This window comes from Nocardiopsis sp. CNZ308 (assembly GCF_004217075.1).
Genome location: NZ_SHKJ01000001.1, coordinates 174,269 through 195,118, shown reverse-complemented (window position 1 = coordinate 195,118; position 20,850 = coordinate 174,269). Strand labels below are relative to the sequence as shown.

General features: G+C 73.1%; 21 protein-coding genes. 12 read left to right on the top strand and 9 right to left on the bottom strand.

The features are described from left to right. The first annotated feature begins 268 nt into the window (after positions 1 to 268). Positions 269 to 1,555: an ATP-dependent Clp protease ATP-binding subunit ClpX gene (clpX, locus tag EV372_RS00820; protein ID WP_013153952.1), complete on the top strand. Its 1,287-nt coding sequence runs from the start codon at positions 269 to 271 to the stop codon at positions 1,553 to 1,555. A 124-nt stretch (positions 1,556 to 1,679) separates the two neighbouring features. After that, positions 1,680 to 2,900 carry a PP2C family protein-serine/threonine phosphatase gene (locus tag EV372_RS00815; protein ID WP_130394344.1) on the top strand — a complete coding sequence of 407 codons (1,221 nt, stop codon included), beginning with the start codon at positions 1,680 to 1,682 and terminating at the stop codon, positions 2,898 to 2,900. A 157-nt stretch (positions 2,901 to 3,057) separates the two neighbouring features. On the opposite strand, the gene EV372_RS00810 is transcribed toward EV372_RS00815, so the two are convergent. Further along, a complete protein-coding gene (locus EV372_RS00810; protein WP_130394343.1) occupies positions 3,058 to 3,864 on the bottom strand; it encodes a cyclase family protein in 807 nt (268 codons plus the stop codon). Positions 3,865 to 4,111: 247 nt separating this feature from the next. Here EV372_RS00810 and EV372_RS00805 point away from each other — a divergent pair, with 247 nt between their 5' ends. Further along, a complete protein-coding gene (locus tag EV372_RS00805) occupies positions 4,112 to 5,785 on the top strand; it encodes a glycoside hydrolase family 13 protein (protein ID WP_130394342.1) in 1,674 nt (557 codons plus the stop codon). Positions 5,786 to 6,000: 215 nt separating this feature from the next. Here the strand turns inward: EV372_RS00805 and EV372_RS00800 are convergent, their stop codons facing one another. Beyond that, positions 6,001 to 6,225, bottom strand: coding sequence for a hypothetical protein (locus tag EV372_RS00800; protein ID WP_013153948.1), 225 nt, complete (start codon positions 6,223 to 6,225; stop codon positions 6,001 to 6,003). 290 nt (positions 6,226 to 6,515) lie between these two features. On the opposite strand from EV372_RS00800, the gene EV372_RS00795 reads away from it, so the two are divergent. Genes EV372_RS00795 through EV372_RS00780 form a run of 4 tightly spaced genes read left to right on the top strand, consistent with a single transcriptional unit; the run spans position 6,516 to position 10,463 of the window. Then, a complete protein-coding gene (locus EV372_RS00795) occupies positions 6,516 to 7,547 on the top strand; it encodes an iron-siderophore ABC transporter substrate-binding protein (RefSeq protein ID WP_130394341.1) in 1,032 nt (343 codons plus the stop codon). Between the two features lie 8 nt (positions 7,548 to 7,555). Beyond that, positions 7,556 to 8,581 (top strand): FecCD family ABC transporter permease, encoded by a 1,026-nt coding sequence (locus tag EV372_RS00790; protein ID WP_130394340.1) that lies wholly within the window; start codon positions 7,556 to 7,558, stop codon positions 8,579 to 8,581. Continuing rightward, complete coding sequence (locus tag EV372_RS00785) at positions 8,578 to 9,684, top strand: FecCD family ABC transporter permease (RefSeq protein WP_486484079.1); 1,107 nt, start codon at positions 8,578 to 8,580, stop codon at positions 9,682 to 9,684. Before EV372_RS00790 ends, EV372_RS00785 begins: the two co-directional genes overlap by 4 nt. Continuing rightward, on the top strand, positions 9,681 to 10,463 hold the full coding sequence (locus EV372_RS00780) for an ABC transporter ATP-binding protein (RefSeq protein WP_019608236.1): 783 nt from the start codon (positions 9,681 to 9,683) through the stop codon (positions 10,461 to 10,463). The genes EV372_RS00785 and EV372_RS00780 overlap by 4 nt, the downstream gene beginning before the upstream one ends. Positions 10,464 to 10,467: 4 nt before the next feature. Here the strand turns inward: EV372_RS00780 and EV372_RS00775 are convergent, their stop codons facing one another. Both EV372_RS00775 and EV372_RS00770 read right to left on the bottom strand, forming a co-directional pair. Continuing rightward, positions 10,468 to 10,959, bottom strand: a complete 492-nt coding sequence (locus EV372_RS00775; RefSeq protein WP_130394339.1) for a GbsR/MarR family transcriptional regulator — start codon at positions 10,957 to 10,959, stop codon at positions 10,468 to 10,470. Between the two features lie 102 nt (positions 10,960 to 11,061). Continuing rightward, the gene (locus EV372_RS00770; RefSeq protein WP_130394337.1) at positions 11,062 to 11,658 is read right to left on the bottom strand and encodes a TetR/AcrR family transcriptional regulator; all 597 of its coding nucleotides are present in this window, start codon (positions 11,656 to 11,658) and stop codon (positions 11,062 to 11,064) included. An 85-nt stretch (positions 11,659 to 11,743) separates the two neighbouring features. Between EV372_RS00770 and EV372_RS00765 the strand changes: the two genes are divergently transcribed. The 3 genes from EV372_RS00765 (at position 11,744) to EV372_RS00755 (ending at position 13,690) form a co-directional block, all read left to right on the top strand. Further along, on the top strand, positions 11,744 to 12,160 hold the full coding sequence (locus EV372_RS00765; protein WP_130394335.1) for a VOC family protein: 417 nt from the start codon (positions 11,744 to 11,746) through the stop codon (positions 12,158 to 12,160). Positions 12,161 to 12,221: 61 nt separating this feature from the next. Next, positions 12,222 to 12,977, top strand: coding sequence for an HD domain-containing protein (locus tag EV372_RS00760; protein WP_130394333.1), 756 nt, complete (start codon positions 12,222 to 12,224; stop codon positions 12,975 to 12,977). A 98-nt stretch (positions 12,978 to 13,075) separates the two neighbouring features. Continuing rightward, positions 13,076 to 13,690 (top strand): TetR/AcrR family transcriptional regulator, encoded by a 615-nt coding sequence (locus tag EV372_RS00755; RefSeq protein ID WP_130394331.1) that lies wholly within the window; start codon positions 13,076 to 13,078, stop codon positions 13,688 to 13,690. An 88-nt stretch (positions 13,691 to 13,778) separates the two neighbouring features. On the opposite strand, the gene EV372_RS00750 is transcribed toward EV372_RS00755, so the two are convergent. From EV372_RS00750 to EV372_RS00735, 4 genes are read right to left on the bottom strand one after another with little or no spacing between them, the layout of a single operon-like run. Continuing rightward, positions 13,779 to 14,990 (bottom strand): acyl-CoA dehydrogenase family protein, encoded by a 1,212-nt coding sequence (locus EV372_RS00750; protein ID WP_130394329.1) that lies wholly within the window; start codon positions 14,988 to 14,990, stop codon positions 13,779 to 13,781. 2 nt (positions 14,991 to 14,992) lie between these two features. After that, the gene (locus EV372_RS00745; RefSeq protein WP_071622403.1) at positions 14,993 to 16,018 is read right to left on the bottom strand and encodes a phosphotransferase family protein; all 1,026 of its coding nucleotides are present in this window, start codon (positions 16,016 to 16,018) and stop codon (positions 14,993 to 14,995) included. Beyond that, positions 16,015 to 16,791, bottom strand: coding sequence for an SDR family oxidoreductase (locus EV372_RS00740; RefSeq protein WP_130394327.1), 777 nt, complete (start codon positions 16,789 to 16,791; stop codon positions 16,015 to 16,017). The genes EV372_RS00745 and EV372_RS00740 overlap by 4 nt, the downstream gene beginning before the upstream one ends. Position 16,792: 1 nt before the next feature. After that, complete coding sequence (locus EV372_RS00735) at positions 16,793 to 17,548, bottom strand: SDR family oxidoreductase (RefSeq protein WP_130394326.1); 756 nt, start codon at positions 17,546 to 17,548, stop codon at positions 16,793 to 16,795. 150 nt (positions 17,549 to 17,698) lie between these two features. Between EV372_RS00735 and EV372_RS00730 the strand changes: the two genes are divergently transcribed. Beyond that, positions 17,699 to 17,992 (top strand): GNAT family N-acetyltransferase, encoded by a 294-nt coding sequence (locus EV372_RS00730; RefSeq protein ID WP_130394324.1) that lies wholly within the window; start codon positions 17,699 to 17,701, stop codon positions 17,990 to 17,992. Between the two features lie 162 nt (positions 17,993 to 18,154). Here the strand turns inward: EV372_RS00730 and EV372_RS00725 are convergent, their stop codons facing one another. Then, positions 18,155 to 19,111: a quinone oxidoreductase family protein gene (locus EV372_RS00725; protein ID WP_130394322.1), complete on the bottom strand. Its 957-nt coding sequence runs from the start codon at positions 19,109 to 19,111 to the stop codon at positions 18,155 to 18,157. A 187-nt stretch (positions 19,112 to 19,298) separates the two neighbouring features. On the opposite strand from EV372_RS00725, the gene EV372_RS00720 reads away from it, so the two are divergent. Further along, positions 19,299 to 20,804, top strand: coding sequence for a carboxylesterase/lipase family protein (locus tag EV372_RS00720; RefSeq protein WP_130394321.1), 1,506 nt, complete (start codon positions 19,299 to 19,301; stop codon positions 20,802 to 20,804). Positions 20,805 to 20,850 lie beyond the last annotated feature (46 nt).

Here is a 20,850-nt window from a genome sequence, read left to right as displayed (position 1 = left end):
GTGCGCGTCCCCTCCGATGGCGAAGGTGCGCTCCCCCCGTGAGTCAACGTAGGTTGACCCACGGAAAAAGTCAATTGAAGTTGACGAGTGGGTGGTGCGAGGGGAGGGCGGCGCGCCCCTCCCCCGGGGTGCGGGTGCGAGGCGGTCCTGCTTTGCGGCCCGTCCCGGCAGGGGTTACCGTGAGAATCCGGATGTTGAGATCATCTGGCCTCGGGGGGCGACCCCGCCGAACCGCCCGGGCGCTGCCCGCGTGAGGAGAACGTTTCTAGTGACACGCACCGGTGCCAGTGGGCCCCTGCTCAAGTGCTCGTTCTGCGGCAAGGACCAGGGCCAGGTCCGCCGCCTCATCGCAGGGCCCGGTCACATCTGCATCTGCGACGAGTGCGTCGGCCTGTGCAACGAGATCATGGAAGAGGAGGAGGGAGTCCTCCCCTCGGAGGCCGACTGGGACTCGTTGCCCAAGCCCCGTGAGATCTACGAGTTCCTGGACTCGTATGTGATCGGTCAGGAGCAGGCCAAGAAGGCGTTGTCGGTGGCGGTGTACAACCACTACAAGCGGGTGCGTTCGGAGGGGGATCGTCCGGGCGAGGAGGATGTGGAGATCGCCAAGTCCAACATCTTGCTGCTCGGGCCCACGGGGTCGGGCAAGACGTTGTTGGCGCAGACTCTGGCGCGGATCCTGAACGTGCCGTTCGCGATCGCGGACGCGACGGCGCTGACGGAGGCGGGGTATGTGGGGGAGGATGTGGAGAACATCCTGCTCAAGTTGATCCAGGCGGCTGACTATGACGTGAAGAAGGCCGAGACGGGGATCATCTACATCGACGAGGTCGACAAGGTCGCGCGTAAGAGTGAGAATCCCTCGATCACTCGGGATGTGTCGGGTGAGGGGGTGCAGCAGGCGTTGTTGAAGATCTTGGAGGGGACGACGGCGAGTGTGCCTCCGCAGGGGGGTCGCAAGCATCCGCATCAGGAGTTCATTCAGATCGACACGACGAATGTGTTGTTCATCTGTGGTGGTGCGTTCGCGGGGTTGGAGAAGTTGATCGAGTCGCGGACGGGTCAGCAGGGGATGGGGTTCAACGCGGTGTTGCGTCCCAAGGGTGAGCTGGGTGGTTCGGCGTTGTTCGGTGAGGTGATGCCGGAGGATCTGTTGAAGTTCGGGATGATTCCGGAGTTCGTGGGTCGGTTGCCGGTGATCACGAGTGTGCATGATCTGGATCGTGAGGCGTTGATCCGGATTTTGACGGAGCCGCGGAACGCGTTGGTGAAGCAGTATCAGCGGTTGTTCGAGTTGGATGGTGTGGAGTTGGAGTTCACGCCGGATGCTTTGAACGCGATTGCTGAGCAGGGGATTATTCGGGGTACGGGTGCGCGTGGTTTGCGGGCGATTATCGAGGAGGTGTTGTTGTCGGTGATGTATGAGGTGCCTTCTCGTGAGGATGTGGGTCAGGTGATCATTACGCGGGAGACCGTGATCGACAACGTCAACCCCACCATCGTTCCCCGCATCCGCTCCGACCGGGACGGCGAACGCCGCGACCGCTCGGCCTGATCCCGGATCAGGACCGGCCCCTCGGCCCGGCCCCGGGTAAAGACCGGCCCCGCCACGGGACACGCGGCCGCCGCGACCCCCTCGCCCGAGCCCGCGGTGTGAGACTGCTGGGGGAGGTGGGCACATGGACGACGCGACCGTCCCAGCCGCCGAGGCCGCGCAGCTGTTCGAGGAGCTGGTCAGGTCCGTGCACGGGTGCGCCCCGATCGAGGTCCTCGAAGCCGCCGGCCGCTACGGCGAGCGGATCGGACTCAGCGGCATCTGCGTGTACCTGGTCGACCTGCAACAGCGCCTCCTCGTCCCGCTGCTCGGCGGCCCGGCGCTCAAGGTCGACTCCAGCGTGGCGGGGGAGGCCTACCGCTCCGAGACGCTGCGGCTGGTCGAGGGCGGCGACGGCGAACTGGGCCTGTGGCTGCCCCTGCGCGACGGCGCCGACCGCATGGGGGTCGTGCACATCAGCGCTCCCGTGCTCGACGAGTCCACCCTGCGCCGCTGCCACGCGCTCGCCTCGCTGCTGGCCCTGGTCGTCACCTCCAAACGCGCCTACAGCGACACCTACGTCCGCCACACCCGCACCCAGGCGATGGACCTGCGCACCGAGATGCTGCGGGCCTTCCTGCCGCCCCGCACCCTGGGCACCTCCCGGGGTGTGTCCACCGCCGTCCTCGAACCCGCCTACCACCTGGGCGGCGACGCCTTCGACCACTCGATCACCAAGGACACCCTGCACGCCGCCATCCTCGACGCGATGGGGCACGACCTGGCCTCCGGCCTGACCGCGTCCGTGGCCATGGCCGGGATCCGCAACGCCCGGCGCAACGGCGCCGACCTCGCCGAACTCACCGAGAGCGTGGAGGGCGCGCTCACCTCCTGGCTCCCCGAGCGCTTCTGCACCGCCGTCTTCACCTCCCTGAACCTGTCCACCGGGGAGTTCGCCTGGGTCAACTGCGCCCACCCCGCACCCCTGCTCCTGCGGCGCGGACTCCTGCTGGAGGACGCCCTGGAGCGGGCCCCCGAGGTGCCGCTCGGTCTCGGCGGTGTGCTCGGCGAGGCCGAACCGCGCACCGTGCACCGGGTCCGGCTCGAACCCGGCGACCGGATCCTGCTCTACACCGACGGGGTGACCGAGGCGCACGACAGCCGGGGGCGGATGTTCGGCCTCGAACGGTTCGCCGACTTCATCATCCGCGCCACCGCCGCCGACGAACCCGCCCCGGAGACGCTGCGGCGCCTGGTCCACGCCATCCACGACCACCAGCGCGGCAGCTTCACCGACGACGCCACCATCATGCTGCTGGAGTGGCGCCCCGACGGCGGGGCGATGCCCCGGGTCGAGGGCTGCTGACCTCCCCGACCCCGGGCCCCGCCCCGCGCCCGGGGCTCCGGGGGAATCCGGAGGACACGTCACCGCTCCGCGCCGGGGCCGGGTCGCCACAGCGCCGCTTCACCACATCCCTTCCGCATCCCCTCCCACCACGGCGCTCCTTCACCACGGTGCTTCCTCACCACATGGCCAGAACCCGGCTGGGCCCTCCGGAGGCGTCCAGGCCGGGCATGACCCCCACGCTGATCAGCGCACCGCTCGGCGGCAGCTGCTCCAGCCCGGTCAGCGACTCCAGCCCCCAGCGGTCGGCTCTGCCCACCACCTCGTGCGCGGGGAAGTCGGTGGAGTCGCCCGGATCGGTGCTCAGCGTGTCCACTCCGACCCCGACCACCCCGCGCCGCCCGATCAGGAACTCGCAGGCCTCGGGGCCGAACCCCGGGAAGTGCCAGGAGCCGTCCGCGGCCACCCCGCGCACCGCCTCGTCGCCCTGCGCCCACCGGGCGCTCCACCCCGAGTGCATCAGCACCGCCGCCCCCGCCGGGATCCGCCCGTGCTCGCGCTCGAAGGCCAGCACGTCGTCCACCGTCACCGTGGTGTCGGGGTCCTCGGCCGCCCGGGCGCGGATGTCGATCACCGCCGCCGGGGCGAGGAGTTCGTCCGGCCGGATGTCGGGGACCAGCCGCCCGCCGCCGATCACGTGCCCCGGCGCGTCCAGGTGCGTGCCCGAGTGCTCGCTCAGCGTCCACTGCTGCAGGTAGAAGCCGAACTCGCCCTCGGGAACCGGATCGCCCAGGCTCTCGCGCCGGGGCTTGTCCTCCCCCCAGGAGGGCATCGTCGGCGAGAGCACGTGGCTGAGGTCGGCCACCCTGCGAAAGCCCGTGGGCCACGGGCGCGGGCGGCCCGGCGAACCGGGTGGTCCGGCGGGCTCCGACCCGGCCTCGCCGCTCCGCGAGCGGACGGTCTCACCGGTTCCGTTCAGGCACATGGGCTCTCCCTCGTCGTGTGCGTCGCTTCCCGTATGCCCGTCCGACGGCGTCCGCCAACCTGTCCCCGGCCCCCTGTGGACGACTCCGCGGCGCGGCCCCGGTCCACGTGGGGGGCGGAGCCGCCCGTCCACGACCGGGCGACCGCCGGTGTCGGCCGCCCCCGCGCCGGGTACCGCCGATACCGGGGCCCCACACCCGGCGGCCGCCGGGGCCCGTCTCCCCGCCCCTACGCACCCGAGGACGCCCATGCCCCTGGAGAGCAGCCCCGCCTGGTGGAAGTCCAGCGTCGTGTACCAGATCTATCCGAGCAGCTTCAACGACAGCGACGGCGACGGCGTGGGCGACCTGCCCGGTGTCATCGACAGGCTCGACTACCTCAGGCTGCTGGGCGTGGACGTGGTGTGGCTGTCACCCGTCTATCCCTCGCCCTGGGACGACAACGGGTACGACGTCAGCGACTACCTGGACATCCACCCCCGGTTCGGCACCCTGGCCGACTGGGACCGCCTGCGCGACGAACTGCACGGGCGCGGCATGCGCCTGGTGATGGACCTGGTCGTCAACCACACCAGCGACGAGCACCCCTGGTTCACCGCCTCCCGCGCTGGGGACCCCGAACACCGCGACTTCTACTTCTGGCGGCCCGGGCGCGACGGCGGCCCGCCCAACAACTGGGGGTCGGTCTTCTCCGGACCCGCCTGGACCCGCGACGAGGCCAGCGGCGAGTACTACCTGCACCTGTTCACCCGCCGCCAGCCCGACCTGAACTGGGAGAACCCCAGGGTGCGCTCGGCGGTGCACGACGTGGCGCGCTGGTGGCTGGACCGCGGCGCCGACGGTTTCCGCATGGACGTCATCAACTTCGTCTCCAAGACCCCGGAGATGCCCGACGGGCCCCTGGCGGGGGACCACGGGATCTTCGCCGACCACGCCATCAACGGCCCCCGCCTGCACGAGTTCCTGCACGAGATGCACCGGGAGGTGTTCGAGGGCCGCGACGTGCTCACCGTGGGCGAGATGCCCGGAGTGGACGTGGAGCAGGCCCTGCTGCACACCATGCCCGAGCGGCGTGAGCTGTCCATGGTCTTCCAGTTCGAGCACATGGACCTGGACCACGGGCCCGGCGGCAAGTTCGACCCCCGGCCCCCGGACCTGCGCCGCCTCAGGGAGTCCCTCAACCGGTGGCAGACCGGCATGGGCGAGCACGGGTGGAACAGCCTGTACTGGAACAACCACGACCAGCCCCGGGTGGTGTCGCGCTTCGGCGACGAGGACCACCGGGTGGCGTCGGCCACGGCGCTGGCCACGACCCTGCACATGATGCGGGGCACGCCCTACGTCTACCAGGGCGAGGAACTGGGCATGACCAACGCCCACATGGGCGACATCGCCGACTACCGCGACGTGGAGACGCTCAACCACCACCGCGCGGTGGTGGACACGGGCAGGGCCGACCCGGAGGAGGCGATGGCGGCCATCGCCCGGATGAGCCGCGACAACGCGCGTACGCCCATGCAGTGGGACGCCTCGCCGGGCGCCGGTTTCACCACCGGCACCCCGTGGATCGCGATCAACCCCAACCACACCGAGATCAACGCCGAGGCCGCCGTGGCCGACCCGGACTCGGTCTTCCACTACTACCGGCGGCTCATCGCGCTGCGCCGGGAGCACCCGGTGGTCGTGCACGGCCGCTTCGAGCCGCTGCTGGAGGACGACCCGGCGGTCTACGCCTACCGGAGGGTCCTCGACGACCGGGTGCTGCTGGTGGTGGCCAACTGGAGCGCGCGGACGGTGCCGCTGGAGCTGGATCCCTCCGCCGCCGGGCGCGACCCGGTCCGCCTGATCGGCAACCACCCCGACGAGGGCGCCTTCGCGCCGCTGCGGCCCTGGGAGGCCCGCGTCCACCTGGGAGGCCGCTGAGCGGGGGCGGCGCCGGGCCCTCCCCGGGGCGCCGGAACCGGGCCCGGCCGCGCCGCACGGGGGTAGTGACAGGCGGACCGTCCCCACCGGCGCGGAGGCGCTCGGCGCTCCGGTCGGCGCCGCGCACGCGTCGCGCCCGGCCGGAGCGGCTCCGACCGGGCGCGCGACCCGTCCGCCCGCGGCGCGTCCGGTTCCCCGGACGCCGCGGCGCGGCCCTACTTCTTCGTGGACTCCTCCAGCCGAAGCGCGACGCCGATCGCGAAGAAGGTGGGCGCCCACTCACCGATGAAGATTCCCCACCGGTCGGCGCGGGCCAGCCCGGTGCCCTCCTCCTTCTTCAGGGAGGTGGCCCAGCTCAGGAAGCTGAGTCCGATGGAGGCGAGCCCGGCTCCGTAGGCCATCTCGGACGTGACACCCATCTGGGACAGTTTGGCGATCATGGTGCTCCTCGCGTTGGTGGTTGCCTCTAGAGGCACTTCCCGAGGAGGTCCCGGACAAGCTCCATGGCAGGTCAAGGCTGCGTCAGGTGGGGGCAGGGAGAGCCGGACGGGGCCCGCGTCCGGAGTTCAGAACTTTTGAAATCCGAGTCGAGTGAGGTTAGACTAACCTTGGTTTCGCCGGGATCCTCCCGTTCTGTCCTCCGTGTTTCCCCTCGGGACGCCCCATGCGCGGAAACGGCCCGCCCGAACACGGCGCGGCCACTCCCCATGACGAAGAAAGCAGTGTGAGCATGGCCTCCACCCTTCGCCGTGTCAGCGGCATCGCCTTCACCACCCTCCTCGCCGTCGGCCTCACCTCGTGCGGCAGCGCGGAGGAGAGCACCGGTGAGAGCGGCGGCGACACCGCCGGCGGCCAGTTCCCGGTCAGCATCGACAGCGCCCTGGGCACCGCCGAGATCCCCGAGCAGCCCGAGCGCGTGGTCACCCTCGGCCAGGGCTCCGCCGAGACCGCCATCGCCCTCGGCGTCGTGCCCGTCGGTGTCGAGAGCTACGAGTGGGGCAGCGACGACACCGGCTACCTGCCGTGGATCCACGAGGCGGTCACCGAGGCGGGCGAGGAGCTGCCCGCCCAGTTCACCGGTGCCGACGACATCGACTTCGAGGCCATCATCGAGCTGGAGCCCGACGTCATCCTCGCCCCCTGGTCCGGCGTCACCCAGGAGCAGTACGACATCCTGAGCGACATCGCGCCCACGGTCGCCTACCCCGAGCTGCCCTGGAGCACCGACTGGGACCAGCAGATCGAGATCATCGGCGAGGCGCTCGGCCAGCCCGAGGAGGCCCAGGGCCTCATCCAGGACATCGAGGCGCAGTTCGACGAGGCCGCGGCGGCCAACGAGCAGTTCGCCGACCTGACCTTCTCCTACGTCTACACCGACGGCCCCGGCACCCTCGGCGTGTTCCTGCCCGACGAGCAGCGCGTGGCCATGGTCCGCGGGCTGGGCCTGACCGTCGACCCGGTCGTGGAGACCTTCCCCGAGACCGAGGGCACCGACTCGGCCATCATCGGCCTGGAGAACGCCGACCAGCTCTCCGGGAGCGACCTGCTCTTCACGTTCTACAGCGACCCCGAGACCCGCGCCGAGATCGAGGCCCAGGAGCTGTACGCGGCCATCCCCGCCGTCGAGAGCGGCGCCGTGGTCGCCTCCGAGGACAACTCCTTCGTCACCGCCTCCTCGATCATCAACCCGCTGACCGTCCCCTGGGTCATCGACCGCTACGTGCCCATGATCGAAGAGGCCGTCCAGAACATCGAGAGCTAAGCACCTCCATGGTCAGGGCGAAGACACCCGCGGCCGCGCCCCGCACGCGTCCCGCCCGCACCGCGCTCATGCTCGGTGCGGGCGTCGCCGCGCTGGCGGGGGCGGTGCTGCTCAGCCTCGTCATGGGCAGCAGGCCCACACCGGTCGCCGACGTGTGGGCGGCGATCACCGGCGGGGCGGACTCCTTCACCACCACGGTGGTGGAGAGCCGCTACCCGCGCACCGTTCTGGGGGTGGTGGCCGGGGCCGCCCTGGCCCTGGCGGGCACCCTCATGCAGGGCATCACCCGCAACCCCCTCGCCGACCCCGGCCTGCTGGGCGTCAACGCCGGGGCCGCCGCCGCGGTGGTCACCGCCACCGCGCTGTTCGGCCCCACCTCGGTCACCGCGACGGTCTGGTGGGCGCTGCCCGGGGCCCTGGTCGCGGGGCTGGCCGCCTACACGGTGGGCAGCCGCGGCGGCGACGGCGGCATGGTCCGCCTGGTCCTGGCGGGCGCGGTGGTCTCCGCCGTGCTCACCGCCTACGTCCAGGCGGTGGCCCTGAGCCTGCCCGAGACCTTCGACAGCTACCGCTACTGGGTGGTCGGCTCCCTGGCCGGGCGCGGCTACGACGTCATCGTGTCCGTGCTGCCGGTCATCGGCGTCGGCGTCCTGCTCGCCCTCGTGGTCTGCGGCGGCCTCAACGCCCTGGCCCTGGGGGAGGAGGCCGCGATCGCCACCGGCGCCAACACGGTGTGGATCCGCTCGGCCGGGCTCGTCGCGGGAACCCTGCTCGCCGCCGGGGCCACCGCGGCCGCCGGGCCCATCGCCTTCGTCGGCCTGGCCGTGCCGCACGTGGTGCGCGCCCTGGTCGGCGTCGACTTCCGCGCGCAGGTGCCCTTCGCGCTGCTGGTGGGCCCGACCCTGCTGCTGCTCGCCGACGTCGTCGGCCGTACCATCGTGCGCCCCACCGAACTCATGGTCGGCGTCGTCACGGCGTTCGTCGGTGCGCCCGTCCTGTTGTACGCGGTCCGCAGGATGCGGAGTACCCCATGACCCGAACCACCCGCACGTCCCCGGCCCCGGCGGGCCCGGCCCGGCACGAGTACGGCCACACCCGGCCCCGGCAGGCATCCCCGCCCGTGCTGAGGCTGGGCCCGGTCGCGCTGCCTGTCCACCGGCGCTCGCTGCTGTGGGCGGCCGGACTCCTGCTCCTGCTGGTCGCCGCCGCGGCCGCCACGCTCGCCCTCGGACGGCTCGGCGTGCCCCTGACCCGGCTGCCCATCGTCCTGACGGGCGGGGGCGAGGCCACCGAGACCTTCGTGCTCGAACGGCTGCGCGGTCCCCGCCTGGTGGTGGCCGCGGGCACGGGCGCCGCCCTGGGACTGGCGGGCGCGCTCTTCCAGTCCGTCACCCGCAACCCCCTGGGCAGCCCCGACGTCATCGGCCTCGGCGCCGGTGCCGGGGCGGGCGCGGCCTTCGCCGCCCTCGTCCTGCCCGGCGTGCTCCCCGTGCCGCTGGGCGCCCTGGCCGGTGCCGCCCTGGCCATGGTCGTCGTGGCCACGGTGACCGGCACCGGATTGCGCCACCCCGGCCGCCTGATCGTGGCGGGCATCGGGGTGGCCGCCATGGCGCAGGCCTTCACCCACTTCGTCGTGTCCGTGATGGCCCGCGACCAGGCCAGCGTCCTGTCCGCCTACGTCAACGGCAGCCTGGGCGCCCGCTCCTGGGAGCACGCCACCACCATCTGGGTGATCCTGCTGCTGGCGCTGCCGTTCGTGGCGGCGCTGGCCGGACCGGTCTCCCTCAACGAGATGGGCGACGAGCTCGCCGACGCCCTCGGCGCGCGGGCCGCCTCCACGCGCACCGCCGCCGTCTGCCTGTCGGTGGTGCTGTCCGCGGCCGCGGTGAGCGTGGCCGGTCCGATCGCGTTCGTGTCCCTGACCGCGCCGCAGATCGCGCGCCGGCTCTCCGCCGTGCCGGGCCCCAACATGGTGCTGTCGGCTTTGGTCGGGGCCCTGCTGCTGGTGGCGGCGGATCTGGCCGTCCAGCAGTCCCCGGTCGGGGACGGGCTGCCGGTCGGCGTCTTCACCATGGGGCTCGGCGGCGTCTACCTGGGCTACCTGCTGATTCGTGAATGGCGAAAGGGTGTGCTGTGAGTCTGGTGCTGTCCGCGGAGGGCCTGACCCTGGGGTACGGGGCCGAACCGGTCGTGCGCGACCTCGACCTGGGGGTTGCCGAGGGCGAGTTCACCGTCATCGTCGGCCCCAACGGCTGCGGCAAGTCCACGCTGCTCAAGGCCCTGGGGCGGGTGAACAAGCCGATGTCGGGGCGGGTGCTGCTGCACGGCAGTGACGTGCGCGGCCAGCGCGCCAAGGCGGTCGCGCGCCAGATGGCGCTGCTGCCGCAGAGCCCGACCGCCCCCGAGGGCATCACCGTGCGGGCCCTGGCCGCCCGAGGCCGCTTCCCGTACCACACGCTGGTGCGCCAGTGGAGCCCCCAGGACGAGACGGCGATCGGCCGCGCGCTGGAGCTGACCGGGCTGACCGACCTGGCCGACACCCAGGTGGGCTCCCTCTCGGGCGGCCAGCGCCAGCGCGCCTGGGTGGCGATGGTCCTGGCCCAGGACACCGGCGTCCTGCTGCTGGACGAGCCCACCACCTACCTGGACATCGCCCACCAGTACGACCTGCTGGAGTTGTTCGCCGACCTGCACCGCCGGGGGCGCACGGTGGTCGCGGTCCTGCACGACCTGGCCCAGGCCGCCCGGTTCGCGACCCGCCTGGTGCTGATGGACGCGGGCAGGGTGGTCGCCGACGGCCCTCCGGAGGAGGTCGTGACCGCCCGCCTGGTGGAGGAGGTGTTCGGGCTGCCCTGCGACGTGGTGCCCGACCCGCGCACCCGCACGCCGCTGGTCATCCCGCACGAGCGCGTCTGAGCCCTCAGTCCCGCCGGGCCTTGTACTCCTCCCAGGAGGAGAGCAGGGTGTCGTGGTACTCGTCCAGCCAGGTCATGTAGTCGTGCATGTTGCGCAGCCGGGTGCGCGCGGACGGGCTCAGACCGGGCAGGCGCTCCAGCGCCGACGCCGCGAGCTCCCTCTGCCGCCGCAGGTAGGAGCGCTCGTTGCGCAGGAACCCGCCCCAGACGTCCTCGTCCATGGCCACCAGCCGCGAGCGGCTCCCGGGGGAGGGGACCAGCTCCACGAAGCCCATCTCGCGCAGGCGGCGCACCGACTGCGACACCGACCCCCGGCTGACCCGGGCGCCGTCGGCGATCTCCTCGGCGCTCACCGCCTCGCGGTCGGCGACGAGCAGGTAGCCCACGATGCGGCCCTCGGCGCGGGGGCGGCCCTGCGACTGCCAGTACTCGGAGAAGCGCCCGACGAAGTCGTCGCGGAACCGCGTGTCCTCGTCCGTCCGCCTGCTCTCCGCCATGGGGGCCACCATAGCGCCTGACACGGGGCGTTCCGGGCGCCGGCCGAGGGCTCCGCCCGCCCCCGCCCGCTCCGTCCGGTACCGGGCGGGGACGGACCCGGTTCAGGTGCGGCGCAGGGACTCCAGCATGCGCGACAGCGCCTCCCACACCCGCTCCAGGTCGTCGGGGTCGTCGCTGTCGGCCAGCCACAGCGCGGCCTCGTTCATCGCCCCCGAGAGCAGGCGGGCCACGGGCGCGACCGGCCGCGGCTCCAGGACGCCCGCCTCGACCAGCGCGCGGAGCGCCTCGGCCAGGTGGCGGGCCGAGGCGGCCTCGTCCAGGGCCCGCCAGGTGCTCCAGCCCAGGACGGCGGGCCCGTCCACCAGCATGATCCGCCGCACGTCCGGTGCGGTGCTGGCGGTGAGGAAGGCCCGGCACCCGGCGGTCAGCCGTTCCCACGGGTCGGCGTGCGCGTCCGCCGCCCGCGCCACGGCGTCGCCGACCTCGGTCTGCACCTCCTCCAGGACCGCGCGGAACAGGTCCGGCTTGCCCTCGAAGTGGTGGTACAGGGCGCCCTTGGTGACCGCGGAGTCCGCCACGATCCGGGCCAGTCCCACCCCGCCGTACCCGTGCGCGGCGAACAGCCTGCGGGCCTCGCCCAGCAGGACGCGTCTGGTGCGCTCGCGCTGCCGCGCGCGGCCGCCCGGTTCCGCGGTCATGTACCCGCCCTCCCCCTTGTTGACATACCGAAGGTATGCCAATAGCGTATCTTCACATACCGAAGGTACGTGAAAGGTGGAGTCCATGCGGCTCAGCAGCTTCTATCCGGTGCTCGGCACGCCCCGTCTGGCCGAGTGCCGCGACTTCTACGTCGGCCTGTTCGGCTTCGAGGAGACCTTCGCCGCCGACTGGTACGTGAGCCTGCGCAGGCCCGGCCCGCCCGAGTACGAGCTGGCCCTGCTCGACCCCGGGCACCCCACCGTCCCCGAGGGCTACCGCAGGCCCGTCCAGGGGCTGCTGCTCAACTTCGAGGTGGAGGACGTGGACGCCGAGTGGGAGCGCCTGGTGGTGCTCGGCGGTCTGCGGCCCGAACTGGCGATCCGCACCGAGGCGTTCGGTCAGCGGCACTTCATCGTGGCCGACCCCGGCGGGGTGCTGGTCGACGTCATCACGCCCGTGGCGCCCTCGGAGGAGTACGGCGACAACTTCGTGGGGGACTGAGACCGGCCCCGTCCCCGCGCGCCCGGTACGGTCGGCGTGACGGGGGGTGGAGGCGGTGGCGATGACGCTGGAACAGGCCTCGCGCCTGGCGGAGGAGGCCCACGCCGGGCAGGTCGACCGGGCCGGCCGGCCCTACACCGAGCACGTGTTCGCGGTGCGCGACCTGCTCGCCGGGCACGGTGAGCGCGCCCAGACGGCCGGGGTGCTGCACGACGTGCTGGAGGACACCCCGCTCACCGCCGGCGACCTGCGCGCGCGGGGGTGCCCGGAGGAGGTCGTGCGCGCGGTGGAGTCGGTGACCCGGCGCCCGGGGGAGCCCTACGAGGAGATGGTGCGACGCGCCGCCGCCGACCCGCTGGGCAGGCTGGTCAAGCTCGCCGACAACGCCCACAACTCCGACGAGCGCCGCCTGGCCCTGCTGCCCGACGAACGGGCGAGGCGGCTGCGCGCCAAGTACGCCCGCGCCCGGCGGATCCTGGAGGAGGACCCGCCGGAGGACGGGCTCCCCGAAGCGGCGCTCCCGCGCGCCACGCTCCTGGTCCTCTACACCGACCGGGTCCAGGAGTGCCGCGCCTTCTACACCGGGCTCGGTCTGCGCTTCGTCCGGGAGCGGCACGGCTCGGGGCCCGAACACCACGCGGCCGAACTGGCCGACGGCATGGTCGTCGAGATCTGCCCGGCCACCGCCGAGCGCTCCACGGGCGCGGTGCGCCTCGGGTTCACCGTGCGCGGGGACCGCGCCGTCCCGCCCCTGGAGCCGGGGCGCCGCGTGCTCACCGACCCCGACGGGCGCGAGGTCGACCTGCGGGTGGTGTGAGCGACGGCATCCGTGCGCGTGGCGTCGGGTACCAGCCGGTCGGTATGCTGTCCCGGCCGGTATTTCCGGGACTGACGGGGCACGAGGTGGGGCAGCACATGGCGCGAGGACAGCGGACGGCCGAGGCCGACACACCGACCGGATCGGTGCCAGAGCGTCTCCTGGGGGCGGCGACGCGCCTGTTCGCCTCCAACGGATACGAGGGCACCTCCGTGCAGGAGGTCGTGGCGGCGGCGGGCGTCACCAAGGGCGCCATGTACCACTACTTCGGCTCCAAGGACGACCTGCTCTACGAGGTCTACGCCCGCGTGCTGCGCATGCAGACCGAGCACCTGGTGCGGATCGCCTCGCGGGACGAGCCGGTGGCCGACCGCGTGCACGCCGCCGCGGCCGATGTCATCGTCACCAGCGTCGCCAACCTCGACGACACCGTCATCTTCTTCCGCTCCATGCACCAGCTGAGCGAGGACAAGCAGCGCGCCGTGCGCGCCGAGCGCCGCCGCTACCACGAGATCTTCCGGGACATGGTCGCCCAGGGGCAGGACGAGGGGGTCTTTCGCACCGACGTCTCCGCCGACCTGGTGGTGAACTACTTCTTCGGCTCGGTCCACCACCTGAGCACCTGGTACCACCCGGGCGGCGCGCTCAGCGGCGAGGACGTGGGGCGCCACTTCGCCGACCTGCTCGTGGCCGGGCTGCGCCCCGGGGCCTGAGCGCGGGGGACCCGACGGCGAGGGGCCAAGGGCGAGGGGGCCGGACGCGACGCGCCCGGCCCCCTCGTGCGCTCCCCGCGGAGCGCCTCTAGCGGTACTTGCGCAGCTCCGCGCGGCCCAGCGAGCGCAGGTGCACCTCGTCGGGCCCGTCGGCCAGCCGCAGCGACCGCACCCCCGCCAGCCATCCGGCCAGGGGCAGGTCCTGGCTGACCCCGGCCGCGCCGTGCGCCTGGATCGCCTTGTCCAGGATCCACTCCACCGTGCGCGGGGTGGCGATCTTGATCGCCTGGATCTCGGTGTGCGCGCCCCTGTTGCCCACCGTGTCCATCAGGTACGCGGTCTTGAGCACCAGCAGCCGCAGCTGCTCGATGGCCACGCGCGCCTCGGCGATCCACTCGCGGACCACGCCCTGTTCGGCCAGCGGCCTCCCGAAGGCCACGCGGTCCAGCACCCGGCGGCAGGTGAGCTCCAGGGCACGCTCGGCCATGCCGATACCGCGCATGCAGTGGTGGATGCGGCCCGGCCCCAGCCGGGCCTGGGCGATGGCGAACCCCTCGCCCTCGCCGCCGACCAGGTTCGAGGCTGGCACCCGCACGTCCTCGAACACCACCTCGGCGTGGCCGCCGTGGTCGCTGTCGTCGTAGCCGTACACCGTCATGCCCCGCCTGACCGTCAGCCCGGGGGTGTCGCGCGGCACCAGCACCATGCTCTGCTGCCTGTGCCGCTCGGCGTCGGGGTCGGTCTTGCCCATCACGATGAACACGGCGCACTCGGGGTTGAGGGCCCCGGTGATGTACCACTTGCGTCCGTTGACCACGTACTCGTCGCCGTCGCGGACGATGCTGGTGGTGATGTTGGTGGCGTCGGAGGAGGCCACCGCGGGCTCGGTCATCGCGAACGCCGACCGGATCCGGGCGTCGAGCAGGGGCTCCAACCAGCGCTCGCGCTGCTCCGGGGTGCCGAACATCGTCAGCACCTCCATGTTCCCGGTGTCGGGCGCGGCGCAGTTGAGCGCGATCGGCGCCAGGCGCGGACTGCGCCCGGTGATCTCCGCCAGCGGCGCGTACCGCAGGTTGGGCAGGCCGCCGTGCTCGGGGTGGCCCGCCAGGAACAGGTTCCACAGCCCGCGCTCGCGCGCCTCGGCCTGGAGCTCGCGCACCACCGGCGCGGTGGACCAGTGGTCCTCGCGCGCGGCCAGCTGCTCCTCCAGCACCGCCTCGGCCGGGTAGACGCGCTCGTCCATGAAGGCGAGCAGCCGTTCGCGCAGTTCCTCGGTCTCGCTGTCGTGGGCGAAGTCCATATTCAGTCCTCCTCGAGCATGGTGTGGGCGCGCTCCACCAGGGGCGCGACCACCTCGCCGATCCGGTCGAAGCCCGCCCCGACGGTCAGTCCCCGGCTGTGGCGGAAGTGGATGCCCTCGGCGATCACCGCGAGCTTGAAGCAGCCCAGGGCCACGTACCAGCCCAGCCGGGACACGTCGCGGCCGGTCGCGGCGGCGTACATGCCCACCAGCTCCTCGGGGGAGGGGTAGCCCTCGGCGGAGGTGGCGGGCACGGCGCCCACGCCCACGGGCTGCGCCTGGTAGACGAGCATCAGGCCCAGGTCCACGAGCGGGTCGCCGAGCGTGGCCATCTCCCAGTCCAGGACCGCGTTGATGCGACCCCCGGAGGTGACCAGCACGTTGTCCAGGCGGTAGTCGCCGTGCACGATCGCGGGCGCCGACTGCTCGGGCAGCGTCGCGGCGAGCCTCTCGTGCAGCTCGTCGATGCCGGGGATGTCCCGGCTGCGGGAGGCCTCCAGCTGCTTGCCCCAGCGGCGCACCTGGCGCTCCAGGAACCCCCGAGGGCGGCCGAAGTCGCCCAGCCCGACCTCCTCGGGCTCCACCGCGTGCAGCTCGCCCAGGGTGGCGATCAGCGCCTCGGCCAGGCCCCGGACGCCCTCCGCGCCCAGCGGGGCGATCTCGTCGCGGGTGCGGAAGGGGGTGCCCGCCACGTGTTCCATGACGTAGAACGGCGCGCCCAGCACCTCGGCGTCCTCGCACAGGACGTGCGTGCGGGGGACGGGCACGGCGGTGTCGCGCAGCGCGCTCATCACCCGGTACTCGCGGGGCATGTCGTGCGCGGTGGCCAGCACGTGGCCCAGCGGCGGGCGGCGCACCACCCAGCTGCCGGCGCCGTCGGTGACCACGTAGGTCAGGTTGGACTTGCCGCCCGCGACGACCCGGCCCTCCAGGGGGCCCGAGACCAGGCCGGGCACGGCCGCGTCCAGGTAGGCGCGCAGGCCGGCCAGGTCCAGGCCCGGGAGCGCGTCCGTGTGTTCGCCGCTCACGCCCGCTCCTCGAAGACCCTGGCCTGGAGGCGGCGCATCCCCGCGAGCCAGCGGTCGGTGTCGTCGGCCCGGGCCGCGTAGTGGTCGGCGACCTGGGGGTGCGGCAGGATCAGGAAGCGCCCGTCGGCCAGGCCGACCATCACCGCGTCGGCGACCTCCTCGGGGGTGATCGCCTCCGGGGACAGGATGGCCCTGCCGGTGTCGCCGCTGCTCTCCAGCAGGTTGGTGCGCACGCCCATCGGGCACACGCACTGCACGGTGATCCCGCGGTCGCCGTAGGTTGCCGACATCCACTCGCCGAAGGCCAGGGCGGCGTGCTTGGTCACCGAGTACGGCGCGCTGCCCAGCATCGTGAGCAGCCCCGCGGCCGACACCGTGGTCAGGAAGCGCCCCCGCCCGCGCTCCAGCCAGCCGGGCACCAGCTCGCGGGCGGCGCGCACGTGGGCCATCACGTTGACCTGCCAGGCCAGGTCCCAGTCGGCCTCGAGGGCCTCGGGGCCGCCGCCCACGCCCACGCCCGCGTTGGCCACGTACAGGTCGATGCCGCCCAGGTGCGCCCCGGCCTCGGCCACGAGCGCGGTGACGCCCGCCTCGCCGGCGGCGTCTCCGGGAACGGCCACACCGCCGATCTCGGCGGCCACGGCCTCGGCCGCGCCCGCGTCCAGGTCGTTGACCACCACGCGCGCCCCGGCTCCGGCGAGCCTGCGCGCGATCGCGGCGCCGATGCCGTTGCCCGCGCCGGTGACCACGGCCCCGGTGTCGGTCAGGTCCATGTCACACACCTCCGGTGAGGGTGAGGCCGCCGTCCAGGACGAGGGTGCGGCCGGTGATCCAGGAGGCGTCGTCGGAGAGCAGGAAGGCCACCGCGCCCGCCACGTCCTCGGGCTCGCCCAGGCGCCCCAGGGGGTACTGGGCGGCGACCTTCTCCTCGCGCCCCTCGTAGAGGGCGGCGGCGAACCGGGTCTTGACCACGGCCGGGGCGACGCCGTTCACGCGGACCCCCGGGCCCAGCTCGACGGCCAGCTCCTCGGTGACGTGGATGAGCGTCGCCTTGGTGGCGCCGTAGAAGCCGATGCCGGGGGCGGGCCTGGTCCCGGCCACGGAGGAGACGTTGACGACGGCTCCGCCGTGCTCGGCCATCCAGGCGTGGTAGGCCTTCTGCGTCCACGAGATCGCGGACATCACGTTGACCTCGAAGATCTTGCGGGCCGCGTCCAGGTTCAGGTCGATCATCCGCCCGTAGACCGGGTTGATGCCGGTGTTGTTGACGAACATGTCGATGCTGCCGAAGGCCTCCAGGGTGGCGGCCACGGCCGCGTCCTGGTGCTCGGGGTCGTCGGCCCGGCCGGGGACGCCGATGGCGTGCTCGGGTCCGCCCAGGGCATTGACGGCCTCCTCCAGGGGCTCGGGCCTGCGCGCCGTGACGCACACGCGCGCGCCCTCGTCGACGAGCCGCTGGGCGACGGCCAGGCCGATGCCCCGGCTCGCGCCGGTGACGATGGCGGTCCGCCCGCCGAACCGGGATGTCATTCCGCACTCCTTAGACCGACTGGTCGGTATGTCAGGGCGACTCTATGTCGGGGGAGGTGCGTGCCGCAAGGGGCGAAAGGGGCGCCGAGGCGGGACAATGGCGGCGCGGGCCGACGACGTCCCCCCGCGGACCGGAGAGTGAGGGCTTCCATGACGACCGACGTGGTCGACGTACGGGACAAGAAACGCTACGAGATCAGGGTCGACGGGGAGGTGGCCGGGTTCGCCGAGTACATCCTCACCGACGACATGGTGACCTTCACCCACACCGAGATCGACCCCGCCCACGAGGGGCAGGGCCTGGGCGGAACCCTGGTCAGAGGGGCCCTGGACGACGTGCGCCCGCGGGGCCTGGCGGTGCTGCCCCTGTGCCCCTTCGTCAAGGGGTGGATCCAGCGCCACCCCGACTACACCGACCTGGTCTACCGCAGCGCCTCCGAGTAGGGCCGACCGCGCGGAGGGCTCCCCCCGGGCTCCCCGTGGCGGTGTCCGTCCGGCGCGGCGGACCGGCGCGGCGCTCACTGGGCTCGCGCCGGTCCGCCTCCGGGCCGTCGGAATCCGACACGTCGGACATTTGGTGATCTACGTGGTAAAGGTGGCGCTTTCTCAGGCGGTGGTGTCGAGGGTGAGTTTGCCGACGGTTCCCCGGGACCGCAGCGCCTCGTGCGCCCGCGCGGCCTCGCCCAAGGGGTAGGAGCCGCCCAGGACGGGCCTCAGGTGCCCCTCCGCCACCAGCGTGAACAGCTCGGCCATCGCCCGGCTCATCACGTCCCCCGGCAGCGTCCACACGTGCGGCAGCCACATGCCGCTCACGCTGGTGGAGAAGCGCATGAGGTTGGCGGGCTGCACCGGGCTGGGCAGCTCGCGAGAGGCCATTCCGTAGAAGGCCAGGCGTCCGAACGGCGCCAGCGCCCGCACGCTCTGGTCGGTGACCCGGCCGCCCACCATGTCCAGGACGGCGTCCACGCGCTGGCCGCCGTTGGCCTCGATCAGCGCCTCGGTCATGTCGGGGGCCGCCGAGTCCACGACGGCGTCCGCGCCCAGCTCCACGGCCAGGGCGCGCTTGTCCTCGCTGCTGGCCACGGCGACGACCCGCCCGGCGCCGAACCGCTTGGCCAGCTGGACGGCGAGCGTGCCCACGCCGCCCGCCGCCGCGTGCACCACGACCGTCTCGCCCGGGTCCATCCGCACGGACCTGCGCAGCAGCACCCAGGCGGTGGCGCCCTGCACGATCAGGGCGAGCGCGTCCTCGTCCGAGACCCCGTCGGGGACGTCGAAGGCCGTGCCGGTGGCGGCGGTGGCCTTCTCCGCGTAGCCGCCGCTGGTGGTCAGGGCGACCACGCGGCGGCCGTCGGCGGTGCGTCCGGCGATCTCCATGCCCGGGACCAGCGGAAGCGTGGCGGGGGCCAAGTAGCTGTTCTCGGCCTGGTGGGTGTCGGCGAAGTTGACCCCGGCGCGGGTGACGTCGACGAGGACCTCGCCGGGGCCCGCCTCGGGATCGGGCAGTTCGGTGAGGTGCAGGACCTCGGGTCCGCCGAACTCGGTGATCTGGATGGCGCGCATGGGCGACCCCTCCTTCGTCTGTTCATACCGACCAGGTGGTATGTTACCGGTCGGTCAGGTTCGGGTGCCCGCCGCGTCCCGGCCATGCGGACGGGTGTCGCGGGCGGGGGCGTCGCGGCGGGGTCTTGCGCCGGTCTGCCTAACGTTGTTAGGTGTGGGGTGCCGCGCACCGATGGGGAGGACGCACGTGGACGCCGAGTACACAGTGACGACAGCAGCCGGACGGGTCCGGGGCACCGCCTCGCCGCGCTCCGAGAGCGGCGGGGTCGCCGTCTACCGGGGCGTGCCCTACGCGGCCGCCCCCTTCGGGGAACAGCGCTTCGCCGCCCCCGCGCCCGCCGCCCCCTGGGACGGCGTCCGCGACTGCACCTCCTTCGGCCCTCCGCCCCCGCAGGGGAACCAGCTCCTGGGCGCGGCGCCCTGGGCCCCGGGGACGTCCCTGGACTGCCTGTCGCTCAACGTGTGGACCGCCGCCCGCGAGGGCGACCGCGCCCCGGTGCTGGTGTGGATCCACGGGGGCGCCTACATCGTCGGAGCGGCCTCCGAGGTCACCTACGACGGCACCCGGCTCGCCGAGAGCGGCCTGGTCGTGGTGGGGATCAACTACCGGCTGGGCTTCGAGGGCTTCGGCCACGTGCCCGGCCGCCCCGACAACCGCGGTCTGCTCGACCAGACCGCCGCCCTGCGGTGGGTGCGGGAGAACGTCTCCGCCTTCGGGGGAGACCCCGACAACGTGACGGTGGCGGGGGAGTCCGCCGGGGCCGGTTCGGTCGCGTGCCTGATGGCCTCGCCGCGGGCCCGGGGCCTCTTCCGGCGCGCGATCGCGCACAGCGTGCCGGGGGACATGCTCACTGCGGACACCGCGCGGCTGGTCTCCGAGCGGATCGCCGCGGCCGCGGGCGTGCCGCTGGAGGCGCAGGCCCTGGCCGCGCTGGCGCCGGAGAAGCTGCTGGAGGCCACCGACGCGGTGCTCGACTCCGCCCCGTCCGGGGGCTCGGGGGGCGTGCGCACCAAGCCCTTCACCTGCTTCGCGCCCGTGGTCGGCGGGCCCGACCTGCCCGAGGCCCCGCTGGAGGCGGTCGCGCGCGGCGCCGCCTCGGGGGTGGACCTGCTGGTCGGCCACAACGCCCACGAGTACCGGCTGTTCACCGAGCTGGGGCAGAACGTGGAGATCGACGACGAGTCCGCCCTGGCGGTGACCGCCTCCCGCCTGGGGCTGGGGGAGGGCGCGGTGGCCGCCTACCGGTCGGTGCACCCCGGGGCCACGCCGCGCGAGCTGTTCGCCGCGATCCAGGGCGACGCACTGTTCTGCGAGTACACGGTGCGCTTCGCCGAGGCGCACGCCGCGGCCGGGGGCCGTGCCCACTTCTTCCGGCTGGCCGCGGAGAGCCCGGCCATGGAGGGGCGTCTGGGGGCCTGCCACGCCTTCGACCTGCCGTTCGCGTTCGGCAACCTGGACACCGACTTCGGGAGGTTCCTGCTCGACGGCGAGCCCAGCGAGGCCCACCGGGCGCTGTCGGGGCGGATGGTCGCTGCCTGGCGCGACTTCGCCGCCACGGGGGACCCGGGCTGGCCCGCGGTGTCGGCCGGGGCCACCGCGGTCAAGGTGTGGGACACCGACGACCTGCTGCACGCCAGCGACCCCTCGCCGGTGCGCGGGCTGTGGGCCGGGGTGGCCCTGGCTCCCCGGTAGGCGGGCTCCCCGCGCGGCGGCCGGGGCGCCGTCCCGCTTCGACCCG

What these genes read in the sequence shown, in the direction of transcription:
- EV372_RS00730 (WP_130394324.1), top strand. Translation starts at nt 17,699, where the DNA reads ATGACGACCGACGTGGTCGACGTACGGGACAAGAAACGCTACGAGATC.
- EV372_RS00800 (WP_013153948.1), bottom strand. Translation starts at nt 6,225, where the DNA reads ATGATCGCCAAACTGTCCCAGATGGGTGTCACGTCCGAGATGGCCTAC.
- EV372_RS00760 (WP_130394333.1), top strand. Translation starts at nt 12,222, where the DNA reads ATGACGCTGGAACAGGCCTCGCGCCTGGCGGAGGAGGCCCACGCCGGG.
- EV372_RS00795 (WP_130394341.1), top strand. Translation starts at nt 6,516, where the DNA reads ATGGCCTCCACCCTTCGCCGTGTCAGCGGCATCGCCTTCACCACCCTC.
- EV372_RS00750 (WP_130394329.1), bottom strand. Translation starts at nt 14,990, where the DNA reads ATGGACTTCGCCCACGACAGCGAGACCGAGGAACTGCGCGAACGGCTG.
- EV372_RS00765 (WP_130394335.1), top strand. Translation starts at nt 11,744, where the DNA reads ATGCGGCTCAGCAGCTTCTATCCGGTGCTCGGCACGCCCCGTCTGGCC.
- EV372_RS00785 (WP_486484079.1), top strand. Translation starts at nt 8,578, where the DNA reads ATGACCCGAACCACCCGCACGTCCCCGGCCCCGGCGGGCCCGGCCCGG.
- EV372_RS00810 (WP_130394343.1), bottom strand. Translation starts at nt 3,864, where the DNA reads ATGTGCCTGAACGGAACCGGTGAGACCGTCCGCTCGCGGAGCGGCGAG.
- EV372_RS00735 (WP_130394326.1), bottom strand. Translation starts at nt 17,548, where the DNA reads ATGACATCCCGGTTCGGCGGGCGGACCGCCATCGTCACCGGCGCGAGC.
- EV372_RS00725 (WP_130394322.1), bottom strand. Translation starts at nt 19,111, where the DNA reads ATGCGCGCCATCCAGATCACCGAGTTCGGCGGACCCGAGGTCCTGCAC.
- EV372_RS00770 (WP_130394337.1), bottom strand. Translation starts at nt 11,658, where the DNA reads ATGACCGCGGAACCGGGCGGCCGCGCGCGGCAGCGCGAGCGCACCAGA.
- EV372_RS00805 (WP_130394342.1), top strand. Translation starts at nt 4,112, where the DNA reads ATGCCCCTGGAGAGCAGCCCCGCCTGGTGGAAGTCCAGCGTCGTGTAC.
- EV372_RS00815 (WP_130394344.1), top strand. Translation starts at nt 1,680, where the DNA reads ATGGACGACGCGACCGTCCCAGCCGCCGAGGCCGCGCAGCTGTTCGAG.
- EV372_RS00775 (WP_130394339.1), bottom strand. Translation starts at nt 10,959, where the DNA reads ATGGCGGAGAGCAGGCGGACGGACGAGGACACGCGGTTCCGCGACGAC.
- EV372_RS00755 (WP_130394331.1), top strand. Translation starts at nt 13,076, where the DNA reads ATGGCGCGAGGACAGCGGACGGCCGAGGCCGACACACCGACCGGATCG.
- EV372_RS00790 (WP_130394340.1), top strand. Translation starts at nt 7,556, where the DNA reads ATGGTCAGGGCGAAGACACCCGCGGCCGCGCCCCGCACGCGTCCCGCC.
- EV372_RS00740 (WP_130394327.1), bottom strand. Translation starts at nt 16,791, where the DNA reads ATGGACCTGACCGACACCGGGGCCGTGGTCACCGGCGCGGGCAACGGC.